At 60.7% G+C, this 14694-nt stretch carries 16 protein-coding genes; 8 read left to right on the top strand and 8 right to left on the bottom strand.

The genetic code is table 11. From position 1 onward, the window contains the following. The first annotated feature begins 2 nt into the window (after positions 1 to 2). Both WDZ78_RS01655 and gpmI read left to right on the top strand, forming a co-directional pair. On the top strand, positions 3 to 1274 hold the full coding sequence (locus tag WDZ78_RS01655) for a dihydrolipoamide acetyltransferase family protein (RefSeq protein ID WP_425672136.1): 1272 nt from the start codon (positions 3 to 5) through the stop codon (positions 1272 to 1274). Positions 1275 to 1618: 344 nt separating this feature from the next. Continuing rightward, positions 1619 to 3136 (top strand): 2,3-bisphosphoglycerate-independent phosphoglycerate mutase, encoded by a 1518-nt coding sequence (gene gpmI / locus WDZ78_RS01650; RefSeq protein WP_425672135.1) that lies wholly within the window; start codon positions 1619 to 1621, stop codon positions 3134 to 3136. A 74-nt stretch (positions 3137 to 3210) separates the two neighbouring features. Here gpmI and WDZ78_RS01645 read toward each other — a convergent pair whose 3' ends face one another. The 7 genes from WDZ78_RS01645 to WDZ78_RS01615 form a co-directional block, all read right to left on the bottom strand. Next, positions 3211 to 3648: a YeeE/YedE family protein gene (locus WDZ78_RS01645; RefSeq protein ID WP_020012042.1), complete on the bottom strand. Its 438-nt coding sequence runs from the start codon at positions 3646 to 3648 to the stop codon at positions 3211 to 3213. Further along, on the bottom strand, positions 3645 to 4052 hold the full coding sequence (locus tag WDZ78_RS01640; RefSeq protein WP_425672134.1) for a YeeE/YedE family protein: 408 nt from the start codon (positions 4050 to 4052) through the stop codon (positions 3645 to 3647). The genes WDZ78_RS01645 and WDZ78_RS01640 overlap by 4 nt, the downstream gene beginning before the upstream one ends. After that, on the bottom strand, positions 4049 to 4405 hold the full coding sequence (bigR, locus tag WDZ78_RS01635; protein WP_003506973.1) for a sulfite-sensing transcriptional repressor BigR: 357 nt from the start codon (positions 4403 to 4405) through the stop codon (positions 4049 to 4051). The genes WDZ78_RS01640 and bigR overlap by 4 nt, the downstream gene beginning before the upstream one ends. Continuing rightward, a complete protein-coding gene (gene blh, locus WDZ78_RS01630) occupies positions 4399 to 5694 on the bottom strand; it encodes a bifunctional sulfur transferase/dioxygenase Blh (RefSeq protein ID WP_425672133.1) in 1296 nt (431 codons plus the stop codon). The genes bigR and blh overlap by 7 nt, the downstream gene beginning before the upstream one ends. A 265-nt stretch (positions 5695 to 5959) precedes the next feature. Next, positions 5960 to 6445 (bottom strand): hypothetical protein, encoded by a 486-nt coding sequence (locus WDZ78_RS01625; protein WP_425672132.1) that lies wholly within the window; start codon positions 6443 to 6445, stop codon positions 5960 to 5962. Between the two features lie 13 nt (positions 6446 to 6458). Then, positions 6459 to 7250 (bottom strand): SDR family NAD(P)-dependent oxidoreductase, encoded by a 792-nt coding sequence (locus WDZ78_RS01620; protein WP_080866904.1) that lies wholly within the window; start codon positions 7248 to 7250, stop codon positions 6459 to 6461. 27 nt (positions 7251 to 7277) lie between these two features. Next, positions 7278 to 8105 (bottom strand): alpha/beta fold hydrolase, encoded by an 828-nt coding sequence (locus WDZ78_RS01615; protein ID WP_425672131.1) that lies wholly within the window; start codon positions 8103 to 8105, stop codon positions 7278 to 7280. Between the two features lie 130 nt (positions 8106 to 8235). Between WDZ78_RS01615 and WDZ78_RS01610 the strand changes: the two genes are divergently transcribed. Both WDZ78_RS01610 and WDZ78_RS01605 read left to right on the top strand, forming a co-directional pair. Continuing rightward, the gene (locus WDZ78_RS01610) at positions 8236 to 9222 is read left to right on the top strand and encodes a GlxA family transcriptional regulator (RefSeq protein ID WP_026363997.1); all 987 of its coding nucleotides are present in this window, start codon (positions 8236 to 8238) and stop codon (positions 9220 to 9222) included. A 95-nt stretch (positions 9223 to 9317) separates the two neighbouring features. Beyond that, on the top strand, positions 9318 to 10049 hold the full coding sequence (locus tag WDZ78_RS01605; protein WP_425672130.1) for a FadR/GntR family transcriptional regulator: 732 nt from the start codon (positions 9318 to 9320) through the stop codon (positions 10047 to 10049). A gap of 27 nt (positions 10050 to 10076) precedes the next feature. On the opposite strand, the gene WDZ78_RS01600 is transcribed toward WDZ78_RS01605, so the two are convergent. Next, positions 10077 to 10712 carry a LysE family translocator gene (locus WDZ78_RS01600; protein WP_425672129.1) on the bottom strand — a complete coding sequence of 212 codons (636 nt, stop codon included), beginning with the start codon at positions 10710 to 10712 and terminating at the stop codon, positions 10077 to 10079. Positions 10713 to 11003: 291 nt separating this feature from the next. Between WDZ78_RS01600 and WDZ78_RS01595 the strand changes: the two genes are divergently transcribed. From WDZ78_RS01595 to WDZ78_RS01580, 4 genes are read left to right on the top strand one after another with little or no spacing between them, the layout of a single operon-like run. Continuing rightward, positions 11004 to 12026, top strand: coding sequence for an ABC transporter permease (locus WDZ78_RS01595; RefSeq protein ID WP_425672128.1), 1023 nt, complete (start codon positions 11004 to 11006; stop codon positions 12024 to 12026). Then, complete coding sequence (locus WDZ78_RS01590) at positions 12026 to 12913, top strand: ABC transporter permease (RefSeq protein WP_425672127.1); 888 nt, start codon at positions 12026 to 12028, stop codon at positions 12911 to 12913. Before WDZ78_RS01595 ends, WDZ78_RS01590 begins: the two co-directional genes overlap by 1 nt. Before the next feature lie 4 nt (positions 12914 to 12917). After that, the gene (locus WDZ78_RS01585; RefSeq protein WP_425672126.1) at positions 12918 to 13754 is read left to right on the top strand and encodes an ABC transporter ATP-binding protein; all 837 of its coding nucleotides are present in this window, start codon (positions 12918 to 12920) and stop codon (positions 13752 to 13754) included. Further along, a complete protein-coding gene (locus WDZ78_RS01580) occupies positions 13754 to 14512 on the top strand; it encodes an ABC transporter ATP-binding protein (protein WP_020012029.1) in 759 nt (252 codons plus the stop codon). The genes WDZ78_RS01585 and WDZ78_RS01580 overlap by 1 nt, the downstream gene beginning before the upstream one ends. Positions 14513 to 14694 lie beyond the last annotated feature (182 nt).

Genomic DNA, 14694 nt, shown 5'->3' with positions numbered 1-14694 from the left:
TTATGGCGGAATTTATTCTCACTATGCCTGATGTCGGTGAAGGTGTGGCGGAAGCCGAACTGGTGGAATGGAACGTCAAACCGGGCGATCTCGTCCATGAGGACATGGTGCTGGCCGCGGTGATGACGGACAAGGCGACGGTTGAAATCCCCTCACCCGTGGCGGGTGTGGTCACCTGGCTTGCCGTGACGGTTGGAAACACCGTGCCGGTGAAGGCGCCGCTCCTGCGCATTGAAACCGATGTCGCAGCCGTCGCGCCCAATGGCAGCATGCCGGAAGCGGAAGCACCCATCCAGATGACGGAAGCGCCTGCCGACATGACGGACACGCCGCCACCCATTGAAACACAGCCGACGGCGCGAGAGCCCGAGGAGGCGCCACCGGCGCCCGCAGCCGAACTGCACCATAAACCGCTGGCATCCCCCGCCGTCCGCCAGCGCGCGGACGATCTCGATATCGATCTGGCACAGGTCAAGGGAACGGGCCCAGACGGGCATATTACCCATGCCGATCTCGACGGTTTTTTAACCGTGCGGGGGCGGCCTGAACGCCCCGAGCCGATAGCGCCCCACGATAGCGCCGTCGAGGAGGTGAAGGTGACCGGGCTCAGGCGCAAGATTGCCGAGAAGATGGTGCTTTCCGCCTCCCGAATTCCCCACATCACCTATGTCGAGGAAGTCGACGTGACCGATCTGGAGGATTTGCGGGCGACCATGAACGGCAACCGCCGTTCCGGGCAACCGAAGCTGACGATCCTGCCGTTTCTGATGCGCGCGCTGGTGAAAGCCGTTGCGGATCATCCCGGCATGAATGCCACCTTTGATGACGAAAAAGGGGTCGTCAGCCACTATGAAGCCGTTCATATCGGCATCGCCACGCAGACGCCGTCGGGCCTGACGGTCCCGGTCGTGCGTCACACGGAAACGCTCGGCCTCTGGGAATGCGCAGAGGAAGTCGCGCGCGTTGCAGAAGCCGCCCGCACCGGCACGGCGCATCGGGAAGAACTAATGGGCTCCACCATCACCATCAGTTCGTTGGGAGCCCTGGGCGGCGTCGTTTCGACACCCCTCATCAATCACCCCGAAGTGGCGATCATCGGCGTCAACAAGATCATGACGCGGCCGGTCTGGGATGGAATTCGCTTTGTGCCGCGCAAGATGATGAACCTGTCTTCCAGCTTCGATCACCGTGTCGTCGACGGCTGGGACGCGGCGGTCTTCATCCAGGCAGTCAAGGCACTGCTGGAGAAGCCCGCGCTGATTTTCATCGAGTGAAGGAGACCGGCGACCACTCCGTCACGCGCTTCTCATCCCTGTGCTCGTCACAGGGATCCTTCTAGCCCAAGCCCTTGGGTTGAAAGGGGTCTCTCCGCCGCGCAGACACGCGTCGGCTGGATTTCTGTGACGAGCAGAGGAATGAGGGGGTGAGTTTTTAAGCCGCCGTTTTCGACCTTCACGGAACTGTTTCGCTGTCGGTATAGGCTTGCGTTCGTCATCTTCGGGTATAGAAGAGAAGAACGAGAAGCATGTTTTCTCACCATGATCATAGTGGCGGAAGAGGGCGCTCCGGTGCCCGGCGGTCCGCCCTCCGCCGGCAACCGAACGAAGAAGGTCCTCCCATGCAAACTCCCAAACCCGTTGTCCTGACTATTCTCGATGGCTGGGGGCTGAGTGAGGACAAATCCAGCAACGCGCCTGTTCTGGCGAACACGCCCACCATGGACCGGCTTTTCGCCACCTGCCCGAATGCGACGCTGACCACCTTCGGCCCGAATGTCGGCCTGCCGACCGGGCAGATGGGCAATTCCGAAGTGGGCCACACCAATATCGGCGCGGGCCGCATCGTTGCCATGGATCTCGGCCAGATCGATCTGGCGATCGAGGATGGCAGCTTTTTCCGCAATGCGGCGATGCTTGATTTTGCCGCCAAGGTAAAGGCCGCGGGCGGCGTGGCGCATCTGATGTGTGTGGTTTCCGATGGCGGCGTCCATGGCCATATCCTCCACGGCCAGGCGGCGGTGAGGCTGATGATCAGCCACGGCCTGAAGGTTGTGGTGCATGCCATCACCGATGGCCGTGATGTCGCGCCGCAATCGGCTGAAGATTTTGTGGCGGCGCTGGTAGCGAGCCTGCCGCAGGGGGCAAGCATCGGCACGGTAATCGGCCGTTATTATGCGATGGATCGCGACAATCGCTGGGAGCGCGTCGAGAAAGCCTATGACGCCATGGTTCTGGCGAAAGGCGAACACGCGCGGGATGCGGTGAGCGCCGTTGCCCAGAGCTACAAAAACAATGTCACCGACGAATTCATCCTGCCGACAGTGATCGATGGTTATGAAGGTTTCAAGGCTGGCGACGGCCTGTTCTGCCTGAACTTCCGCGCCGACCGTGCCCGTGAAATCCTGCTTGCCATTGGCGCCAATGACTTCGACGGTTTTCCGCGCGAAAAGCCCGTGCTTTCAGCGCTGCTCGGTATGGTCGAATATTCCACCCGCCACAGCGGTTTCATGACGACGGCCTATCCCAAGCGCGATATCGTCAATACGCTCGGCGCCTGGGTGGCAAAGCAGGGGCTCACGCAGTTTCGCCTCGCCGAGACGGAAAAATATCCGCATGTCACCTTCTTCCTGAATGGCGGCAAGGAAGAGCCGGAAGTCGGGGAAGACCGCTTCATGCCGAAATCCCCGAAAGTCGCGACCTACGACCTGCAGCCTGAGATGAGCGCGCCCGAGGTGACGGAGAAATTCGTCGAGGCGATCGGCAAGGGTTACGATCTGATCGTCACCAATTACGCTAACCCTGACATGGTCGGCCATACCGGCGATCTGCAGGCCGCAATCAAGGCCTGCGAAGCCGTGGATCGCGGGCTTGGTGCGGTCGTTGCCGCGCTCGAAAAAGTGGGTGGCGCGATGCTTGTCATTGCCGACCACGGCAATTGTGAAACCATGGTCGACCCGGTGACAGGCGGCCCGCATACGGCGCACACCACCAATCCGGTGCCGGTGATCCTTTTCGGTGGACCGGAAGGTGCAAAGCTGCATGCTGGTATTCTCGCCGATGTCGCGCCCACCCTGCTGCAACTGATGAACGTGCCGCTGCCGCCGGAAATGACGGGCAAGAGCCTGATCGACCTCTAATCAAACGCAGTCGCGCGGCAGCATTCCAGCCCCGCGCGACTGCCCGTTTCCCGCGTTCGGGACGAGCGTCTGTGCTATGGCTGTTTTGCGTAGAGACGGTCGTGGACCAGCATCCCGGCAATCATGGCGCAGACGAAAAGAACGACCGGCGTCAGCCCGAGGGCGAAAGCCGATAGTGCCGGGCCGGGACAGAAACCGGCAAGCCCCCAACCGATGCCGAAAATGGCCGAGCCTGTTATGAGCGGCCGGTCTATGCGGGTTTTGGCGGGAAGGCTGAAATCCTCAGCGAGGATGGGCTTGGCAAGACGTCGGCTGAGCAGCACACCCGGCACGGCGACCATCACTGCACCGCCGAGAACGAATACCAGGCTCGGATCCCAATGGCCGCTCGCCACGTCGAGAAAGCCGGAAACGCGGGCGGGATCGACCATGCCTGACAGCGAGAGGCCGAAGCCGAACAGCGCCCCTGCGGCCAATGCCAGGGCAACACGGGCCACGACCGGATTTTTCATGACAGGGCTCCTGCTATCGTCGCGGCACAGATGCCTGATATCAGGAAGGTTACGGTCGCGGCGATGGAGCGCCGGGAAAATCGCGCCAGCCCCATGATGCCATGACCGGACGTGCAGCCGGAGCCCATGCGCGTGCCAAAACCCACCAGCACGCCCGCAATAAGGATGAGCGGCCATGGTGCAGCGATGGTGATGGCAGGCAGACGGCCGAATGCCGTGGCGTAGATATAAGGTCCGGCCAGCAAGCCGGCGACGAAGGTGAGATCGGCAAGACGCCGCTCCTTGCCGAGCATTTTGCCCATGATCCCGCTGATGCCGGCAATACGGCCGTTAAAAAGAAACAGCATAATACTGGCAAGACCGAGCAACATGCCGCCGAAAAGAGAGGGCCAGTAGGGGCTCACAGGGTCTCCTCCTCCGGCGCGCAGAATATGGTGTAAAGGGCCTCGATCAGTTGCGCTGCTTTCGCTTCGCTCAGTTGGTAGAAGATCTGCTTGGCGTCGCGCCGGGTTTCGACCACGCCGGCTTCCCGCAGCACGCCCAGCTGCTGGGAAAGCGTCGGCTGGCGGATATCCAGCTTGACCTCCAGTTCGCCGACGGAAAATTCCCCCTGCGCCAGCGTGCAGGCGAGCATCAACCGCGCCGGGTGGGCAAGTGTTTTCAGAAGCAGCGCGACCTCGACAGCCCTCTCCTCCATGGCGGGAAGGGGAATTTCAGCAATGTGCGGGGTCTTTTCCAGCGCGTTTTCCTTTACCATGTGCTGCCCTCCAGCACGTCGAGCGGGAATTTCAGATAACGTTTGCCATTCGCTTCCGGCTCCGGCAGGCGGCCGCCGCGAATATTGACCTGCAGGGCGTGCAGAATGAGCTTTGGCATCGGCAATGTGCGATCCCGTGTTTCCCTGAGGCGGATGAAGCCCTCCTCCGTCATGCCGGCCAGATGCGGATTGCTGCGCTTCTGTTCGCCGACCGTGCTTTCCCATTTCGGAGCGCGGCCACCGGGCTGATAGTCATGGCCGGTGAAAATCCGTGTTTCGTCGGGAAGGGCGAGAATATCCTGAATAGACGCCCAGAGTTCTCTGGCGCTGCCGCCCGGAAAATCGGCGCGCGCAGTGCCTGAATCGGGCATGAAAAGCGTATCGTGCACAAAGGCGGCATCTCCCACCACATAGGTCACGGAGGCCAGCGTATGCCCGGGTGAAAACAGCACGCGCGCTTCCAGGGAGCCGATATTGAACCTATCGCCCGCCTCGAACAGCCGGTCCCATTGCGAGCCGTCGGTTTCGAGATCCGGCCAGTTATATTTCTCCTGCCAGAGCCTCTGTACGCCGGTAACTTTCGCGCCGATCGCCGTCTGCGCACCGGTCTTCTGCTTCAGGTAATGGGCGGCGGAAAAATGGTCGGCATGGGGATGGGTATCGAGAATCCATTCCACCGACAGGCCCTCGCTCGCCACATAATCCAGAATGGCGTCGGCATTCATGGTTCCGGTTGCACCGGACTTCTCATCGAAATCATAGACCGGGTCGATAATGGCGCAGCGCTTGGTCGCAGGATCGGAGACGACATATTGCACGCTCCAGGTGCGCGGATCGAAGAACGCCTTGACGTGTGGAACCGCCGCCGCGCGTCGCTCCAGCCAGCGGGTGGCGCCGGAAAGGTCAAAGCCGTGCGCCTTGCCGAAAGCCGCGATGTCGCCCCGCTCGATGCGTCCATCCAGCGCTTCGCCGAGAACATGAAGGGTGAGTGCGCGCGTGCCGCCCTTGCAATGGGCGAAAACGGGGCCGTCCGCTTCCGCCATTTTCTGCTGGAAGGCGCGGATATCGGCTTCGGAGATGGTGGGGCCGCTAACCGGGATGAAAGCATAGGCCATGCCTGCCGCGCCGGCGGCGCTTTTTTCCTGCGCATTGCCCGGCTGACCGGGCTCTTCCCCATCAGGCCGGGCGTTGATGATGCTTTTATAGCCTTGGGCGGAGAGCGACTGGAAATCGGCGATCATCGGCTGGCCCGCAACGGTCAGACGCTCGTTGATCTTCACGGCATTCATCGGCATCTCCTGTTGTAATAAATTAATATATATTATTATATAATATATATTGTTTGTTTGCAAGGGGCAGCGAGCGTCTTCGTTCCGGATATCTCCCGCTGGATTTCAAGAGAGATTCGGGAGGAAACCCTAGAGACGGGATTTCTTCGTTTTGTGACGGATGAGCGGAGATTGCCTGTATTCGGCATGCAAAAACATGCCTTGTGCCTGAAAGCACTCAGGCACAAGGCATTTCCCCGGAAGCCGGTTCGAACTTCGGCTCGTTTCAGACGGCGAGCCTGCGGCGTGTCGCTTTCCAGCCGAGACAGATGGCTGCAACAAGCAGAACCGTCTGGGCGACCACAAAGGGCGGTTCATTGCCGTTCGGCGCCAGGTTGTTGAGTGTTTCGACCTTGAGAAATGCCTGAACGATCAACACGAACATATTGAGATAAAGGCTGATCGTGGCGGTTATCGTATAAATAATGCGCGCCCTGCCATTCAGACCGTATCCGTAAAGCGCAACCAGTGCGATTGCCAGAACGATGGTCGAGATGATGCCGACGCCGAGTGCCGGCGTGAAATTTCCGATTGGAAACAGAAAGCCAGTGAGTGTGGTGGCGAGCGTGGTGACGAGGAAAAGCGCCATCATGCGCGGCATCCACCGCCCCGCCGCATAAGCGGGCAGGGCGATCAGTCCGGTTACGATACCAATGAGGCTCAGGGCAACGTGCAATGTCGTGAATTGGGGAATGGTCAGTCCGAGGATCATGATGCGTCTCCCTCTATTCGGTTTGAGTTGCACGATACCGGCTGGCGGCAAGTGCATGCGACAGATTGGGCCTCAATGCTGCGCGGGCTGCAAGGAAATTTTCGAAATCGGCCGCATCCGGCAGCGAAGGAATGGTCAGGGTCTCGCCAAGATCGAGACCGGCAAGGGCCGCATCCACCATCTCGTAAACATCCATGACCATGGCGGCCGGAATGGCCTCGAGCCGCTCCTCTTCCCAGATCGCCGTGCGGGTAATACCCGGCAGGACACCCTGAACCCGCACGCCGGACGGGGAAAGCTGCGCCTGCAGCGCTTCGGTGAAGGCGAGCACAAAGGCCTTGGTTGCCGGATAGACGGCGGTAAATGCCGCCGGCATCAGGGCCGTTACCGATGTGATGTTGATGATCGTGCCTTTGCCATCGGCGGCAAGCCGCGGCGCGATCGCCGCTGCAAGCCGGGTGACGGCAAGGATATTGAGGTTGATCATCGTCGTGACATAGGCCGGGTCCAGCGCCGTGATGGCGCCTTCACCGGCAATACCGGCATTGTTGACGAGGCCTGTGATCCGCCGGTCATCGCGCAGTCGTGCCTCGACCTTTTCGAGGTCTTCTGCTCTGGAAAGGTCGGCGGAGAGAACCTCGACCGCGATATGGTGATCCTTCTCCAGTTGGGTTGCCAGTGTCTTCAGCTTTTCGGCGCGCCGCGCCACGAGGATGAGATCATGGCCGCGTTTTGCCAGACGTTCGGCATAGACCGCGCCGATGCCGTCGGATGCGCCGGTGATGAGAAATGTATTCTGTGTCATGTCCCGTGTCTCCTGTGTCCGGTGGTTTCAGGCGTTGATGAAGGCGAGGAGGTCGGCGTTGAAGCGGTCCTGATGGGTCTGCGTCAGGCCATGGTCGGCGCCTTCGTAGATTTTGAGGACCGCGTGTTTGACGATCTTGACCGTGGAGAGTGCCGAAGCGCCGACCGGCACGATCTGGTCGTCATCACCGTGCAGAACCAGCGTGGGTTTGTCGAAGGCCTTCAGATCCTGGTGGAAATCGCTTTCCGAGAAAGCGCGAATGCTGTCGAGCTGACCCTTGAGCCCGCCCATCATGCCCTGACGCCAGAATTCGTCGCGGATGCCTTGCGAAATCACGGCGCCTTCGCGGTTGTAACCGTAGAAGGGAATGGTCAAATCCTTGAAGAACTGGCTGCGATTGTCGTAGGTGCCCTTGCGGATGCCGTCGAAAACATCGATCGGCAGGCCGATGACATTGCTTTCCGTCTTCAGCATCAGCGGCGGCACCGCGCCGATGAGGGCGATCTTGGCGACGCGGGCCGTACCATGGCGACCGATATAGCGTGTGACCTCGCCGCCGCCGGTGGAATGGCCGACCAGAATGATGTCGTGAAGATCGAGCTGTTCGATCAGTTCGGCCAGATCGTCGGCATATTGATCCATGGTATTGTTATCCCAGACCTGGTCGGAGCGGCCGTGGCTGCGGCGGTCATGGGCGATGGTGCGGAAACCCTGATTGGCAAAGAATACCATCTGCGCATCCCACGTATCGGCGCTGAGCGGCCAGCCGTGGGAGAAGATGATGGGCTGGCCGTCTTTGCGACCCCAGTCCTTGTAGAAGATGTGCGTTCCGTCTCTGGTGGTGATCGTTGTCATGGCTCTCTCTCCTGTTGCAGGGAGCTTGCTTGCGTCCCGTGGGAATAGAGATACTCTGGAGACAGCCGGGGCCGGATTGGCGCTTTTGACAGAAAGCGAGCCGAAACTGACAAAACGGGGGTGTGGGCGCATGGCGGGTGTAACGGGAAGCGCGCTGGAAGTCGGTCTCGTCCTCTATCGGGACTGTCAGATCGCCATGGTACATGGCATCACCGATCTTTTTGCCATCGCATCGGTATTTTCCCAGGATCGCGGCGGGCCGAAATTGCGGGTCAGCCACTGGAGCATGGGTGAGGGCGGTGAATTTTCCCGCTGTCACGACACTCATTCCGGGCACTCAGGACATCCCGACATTTTCGTTGTACCCGGCCGGTTGACGGGGCCTGCTGAAATCGAGGAAGCCGAGCCTTACGCCCGCTGGCTGCTGGATCGGCATGCGCAGGGGGCGACGCTCGCCGCCAGTTGCGGCGGCTCCTTCATGATTGCAGCCACGGGCCTCCTGTCCGGCCGCCCGGCCACCACCCACTGGCTGTTTGCCGAGCGTTTCCGCGAGCGTTTTCCCGATATCCGGCTGGAGATAGACAAGATCGTCATCGAGGATGGCGATATCATCACGGCTGGCGGGCTGATGGCGTGGACCGATCTTGGCCTGCGCATCGTCGACCGGCTGCTTGGACCTTCGGTGATGATCGAGACCGGCAAGTTCCTGCTGATCGATCCCTCGGGGCGTGAACAGCGCCATTATAGCAGCTTCGCCCCAAGGCTGACGCATGGCGACGAGCCGATCCTGAAGGTGCAGCACTGGCTGCAGGCCCGCGCCGGGCGGGCGACGAGCGTTGCCGACATGGCCGGCCATGCCGGGCTGGAGGAGCGAACCTTCCTGCGCCGCTTCAAGGCCGCCACCGGCATGAAGCCCATCGAATATGTCCAGCATCTGCGGGTCGGCAAGGCGCGGGAATTGCTGGAATTCACCCGCCGTTCGGTCGATCAGATCGCATGGTCGGTGGGTTATGAGGATGCCGCCGCCTTCCGCCGGGTGTTTCACCGTATTCTCGGCCTTTCACCGGGTGAATATAGAAACCGCTTTTCCAGCAGTTCGGCCATGGCTGCGGCGTGAGGCTGCCAACCGTCCCGGTGGGGCGAAGGCCCGGCCCTTGCAATGTGGCGGGTGTTTGCTAACATGCCAGACAAGTTTAAAACAGGTGGGCCGGAATGGACGTTGAGAGCAGCACGAAGCCGGGAGTATCGCTCGCGGCGAAAATCAGCTCCGCATTGCGGCGGGATTTGTCCGAAGGCGTTTTCCGCCCCGGCGACCGTCTTCCGAGCGAAAGTGCGCTCACACGGGAATATTCAGTGAGCCGCACGGTGGTGCGCGAAGCCATCGCTATTCTGCGTGCCGACGGCCTCGTTGAAGCCCGCAAGGGCGCGGGCGTTTTTGCCGTCGAAGTAAAGCCGGCCAAGGAGCTGCCTTTTAACGACCTGGCCGTGGGACGGATTTCCTCGGTGATCGAGTTGCTGGAATTGCGCACCGTCTTTGAGGTTGAATCCGCCGGGCTTGCGGCATCGCGCCGTTCCGCGGTGCAGGTGGAGGCGATTGTGGATGCGCACCGGCGCGTCGGCGACTGTCTCGCCGCCGGTTTGCCGACGCGGGACGCTGATTTCGAGTTCCATCTGGCCATTGCGCAGGCGACGCAGAACAGGCGGTTTCCCGAGTTTCTTCAGCTCATTCGCTCCGGCATCATTCCTCGCGGCGAATTGCAGGGGGCTGCGCCCGGATCGCGTCCGAAGGACTACAACCTGCATCTCCAGGAGGAGCATGCGAGGATTGTCGACGCCATCATCGAAGGTGATGCCGATGCCGCCCGCCAATATATGGCGGCGCATCTGCGCGGCAGTCTTGAGCGCTACAAGGTGCTTCTGCGCTCCCGCACTGCCGCTGAGTGATCCAGAAATTGATTAGGAGTCAATAGGTTACACGGTCGACCGCCGATAAAAGGCTAGCGAGGCGGCGAGCGTCAGAAGCGCGCCGCCGCAAATCCGGTCGAGCCACAGGGCTCCGGATTTCCGCAGTAGCCGGACGGCCTGCGAGCCGAGCAGGGCATATCCGAACATCACGATGAAATCGATGCCGGCGAAGATCAGCGCAAGCGCCGCATATTGCTGGATCTGCGGCGCGGCGGGATCGATGAATTGCGGCAGGAAAGCGGAAAAGAACAGATATCCCTTGGGGTTGGTGACCGCCACGAGAAAACTCTTGAGGAAAATCGAGTTTGCGGAAGCAGCCCCGTTGGCCTCTGCCGGTTGAAGGGCGCCATCGAGCATGCCTCTTGAGCGCAAAAGCATGATGCCGAGGAAGGCTAGATAGCAGACGCCCACCCATTTGACGACGCCGAACCAGAATTCGGAGGCGGCAAGCAAGGCCCCCAATCCTAGTGCTACTGCGCCGATCAGGACAAAATCCGAGAGAACAGCGCCAGCCATGCCGATCATGGCGCGGCGTACTCCGAATCTTGAACCATTTGCAAGGGCGAGCAAAACGGTAGGGCCGGGCGTGACAATGCCGATAAAGGCGACCACGGCAAATGCCAGAAGTGTCACGTCAGCCATATTTTTCCTCCCCTGAAGGCGCGGATGTCATCGGCATCATCGCCGGAGCAGGCGTCCGCGCATTCTGCGAGGTGGGAGAATACAGGCTTTTGTGGGTACCGCAACGCAGGTGCTTTTCCCAAAGCAAAACGAAAGCCCGACGGCTTCGGCGCGCCTTCAGCTTCCTGGGCGATACGGATTTCGCCGGTACTCGCTTGACAGCCTCCAACACCTGTGACAACTTGCGAGTAGTTGTCAGACAGGATTGCGCTTTGGTCACTTGCGCAATCGATCTCTGGCAAGGGAGGAACCATGCCAAAAAGACGCCTTTCGCTGTATGGCCTGTCCGGCCAGATCGGAAGTATTGCGGTCACGCTGCTCGGATTGCTGCTGCTGACCTTTTTCATCGGCCGCCTGATGCCCGCTGATCCCGTGCGGGCCATCGTCGGCGAGGACGCGACCCGCGAAACCTATGAGCAGGTTTACCATGCGCTCGGTTTCGACCGTCCGCTCTGGCAACAATTCATCTATTATCTCGGCGATGTGTTCACCGGCGATTTCGGAACCTCGATCCGCACGGGCCAGCCTGTCATCCAGGATATCATACGCGTCATGCCGGCGACGATGGAGCTTGCGACCTTCGCGATCCTGATCGGCGCTGGCCTTGGCATTCCCATGGGCGTTTATGCCGCGGTCAATAAAGACCGCTGGCAGGATCATCTGGTACGCGTGCTCAGCCTGTTTGGCCATTCCATGCCGATCTTCTGGACAGGCATGATCGCGCTGATCGTTTTTTACGCCCATCTCGGCCTTGTCGGCGGCGGTGGCCGCATGGACCAGTTCTACATCGGTCTTGTGGAGGAGCGGACCGGCTTTCTGCTGATCGACAGCCTGCTTGCGGGCGATATGGAAGTCTTCTGGTCGGCCATCAATCACCTCATCCTGCCCGCCGCTTTGCTCGGTTATTCCTCCTCGGCCTATATCACCCGCATGACGCGCAGCTTCATGCTGGACCAGCTGGGCCAGGAATATGTGACGACCGCCCGCGTCAAAGGCCTGTCGCAGCGGCAGACGGTGTGGCTGCATGCCTTCGGTAATATCCGGGTGCAGCTCGTCACCATCATTGCCCTTGCTTACGGTTCGCTGCTGGAAGGCGCGGTCCTTATCGAGACCGTCTTCGCCTGGCCGGGTTTCGGGCAATATCTCACCAGCAACCTTATCATCGGTGACATGAATGCCGTGATGACCTGCGTGCTTATCGTCGGCGTCATCTTCATCGGGCTCAATCTCCTGTCCGACATTCTCTACCGCTTTTTCGATCCGAGGACCCGCTGATGACGGCCCGTGCAGAAACTTCCTCTCGCCTTCCGGTCCCCTTGAACGCGCTGAAGAACATCGTTGTCTTCCTGCTGAAAAGCCCGACATCGGCTTTCGGTCTGGCCGTCCTGCTGCTGCTCGTCATCGCCGCTATTTTCGCGCCCTGGCTTGCGACGCACGACCCTTACGCGCAGGATCTCGCCAAGACGCTGCAGCCGCCGGGTAACGGCCATGTCTTCGGCACGGATGAGTTGGGGCGAGATATCTATAGCCGCCTTCTCTGGGGCGCGCGCATCACGCTCACCATCATTTCGCTGGTGTCGATCATCGTCGGCCCGGTCGGTCTTCTGGTCGGCACCGCGTCGGGCTATCTCGGCGGCAAGTTCGACACGGTGATGATGCGCATCACGGATATTTTCCTGTCCTTCCCGAGCCTCATCCTGTCGCTCGCCTTTGTCGCGGCGCTTGGGCCTAGCCTCAACAACGCGATCATCGCAATCGCGCTCACCTCATGGCCGCCGATCGCACGGCTTGCCCGCGCCGAAGCCATGACCTTCCGCAAGGCGGATTATATCGCCGCCGCGCGGCTTCAGGGTGCCTCGCCGCTACGCATCATCGTCAAATCGATCATGCCCATGTGCCTGCCTTCGGTCCTCATCCGCCTGACGCTGAACATGGCGACCGTCATTCTGACCGCCGCCGGGCTTGGCTTCCTCGGCCTCGGCGCGCAGCCGCCCTTGCCGGAATGGGGAGCGATGATCGCGACCGGACGCCGCTATATGCTCGACAGCTGGTGGCTCGTCACTTTCCCCGGCATTGCGATCCTTTCCGTCAGCCTCGCCTTCAACCTCCTCGGCGACGGCCTGCGGGATGCGCTCGATCCGAAGCAGATGAACCGGAAATAGGGCCATGGAAAAACCAATCCTCGACGTCGAAAATCTTCGCATCCGTTATGGCGGTTCGCCCACCGAGGCCGTGCGCGGCATCTCCTTCACCCTTGGCCGGGAACGGCTCGGCATTGTCGGCGAAAGCGGCTCGGGTAAATCCACCGTCGGCAGGGCCTTGCTGCGCCTCCTGCCATCGGCGACGATAACCGCCGACAAGCTTGATTTCGATGGTCTCGATCTTCTGTCGCTCAGTGAGAAGGAGATGCTGAAGGTTCGCGGACGGCGCATGTCGATGATCCTTCAGGATCCGAAATTCTCCCTCAATCCCATCCGCCGTGTCGGCGATCAGGTGACGGAGACCTATCTGCGCCACTTCAAGGCTTCGAAATCGGAAGCCCGGGAAAAGGCGCTCGCCATGCTCGATGCGGTGAAAATCCGCGACGCCGCCCGCGTCTACGAGCAATATCCGCACGAGATTTCCGGCGGCATGGGCCAGCGCGTCATGATTGCGATGATGCTGCTTGCCGATCCCGATCTTGTCATTGCCGATGAGCCCACCTCGGCGCTTGACGTGACGGTGCGGTTGCAGGTGTTGAACATTCTCGACGGTCTCGTGCGTGATCGCGGCATCGGCCTCATCATGATCAGCCACGATCTCAACCTCGTGCGTAATTTCTGCGACCGGGTACTTATCATGTATGCCGGACGCGTGGTGGAAACGCTTGCCGCACGCGATCTCGATCAGGCGCAGCATCCCTATACGCGCGGCCTGCTTGCGGCGCAGCCGCGCATCGGCGGCGCGCGCGCGCCGCTTGCGGTGCTGGATCGCCGCCCCGAATGGCTGGAGGAGAAAGTGTAATGGCCGTTTCCGTTGAAACCCGCGATCTTTCCATTACCTTCGGCAGCGGGCACACGGCGCTGAAAGTGCTGCCTTCGGTGTCCTTTCGCGTCGAGCCGGGCGAATGTTTCGGGCTGGTCGGCGAAAGCGGTTCGGGCAAATCGACCGTATTGCGCTGCGTATCAATGCTGAATGATTTCTGGAGCGGCGAAATCCTCATCAATGGCAGGTCGGTTCGCGACATGCCGCTGATCGAGCGATGCCGTACCCTGCAGATGGTGTTTCAGGATCCCTATGGGTCGCTGCATCCGCGCCAGTCGGTGCGCACCGTTCTCGGGGAATCGCTCTCGATCCACAAGCTCGGCGACCGCGAAGAGCGCATGCGCAAGGTGATTACGGATGTCGGTCTGCCAGTGTCGTTCCTCGATCGCTTCCCGCACCAGCTTTCCGGCGGCCAGCGGCAGCGCGTGGCGATTGCGCGTGCGCTGATCCTTGAACCGTCGCTGCTTCTGCTCGACGAACCAACCTCGGCGCTTGATGTCTCGGTGCAGGCGGAAATCCTCAACCTGCTGCAGCGCCTGCGCGAAGAACGCGGCTTCACCTATATCATGGTGACGCACGATCTCGCCGTGGTCGACCACATGTGCGACCGCTTCGCCGTGATGCTACGCGGTGAAATCACCGAAATCCTGCCGCGCGAGGCCATCGCCGGAAACGGCGCGACGCATCCCTATGCGCGCGAACTGATTGGCGCCTCACTGGAATATGAAGGCGCGTGACAGCTCCCAAAGCGTGATCATCCTCCTCCGGTGCATCACGAATAATAAAATCCTCCTTCCTTGCCCGGCCTTCAGTGCCGGGCAATTTTTTGGATGGTGTTTCGCTCGGATGGGCTGGAAAACAGAAAAGGCGCGGTGTTGGCCACGCCGATGGTGATGGATAGAGGCCGGAAATTTCCCTT

It is taken from the genome of Agrobacterium sp. M50-1 (genome assembly GCF_049843495.1).
GTDB lineage: Bacteria > Pseudomonadota > Alphaproteobacteria > Rhizobiales > Rhizobiaceae > Agrobacterium > Agrobacterium radiobacter.
Note: the sequence above shows the minus strand (reverse complement) of the source record. Positions and strands in the feature narration are given on the sequence as shown.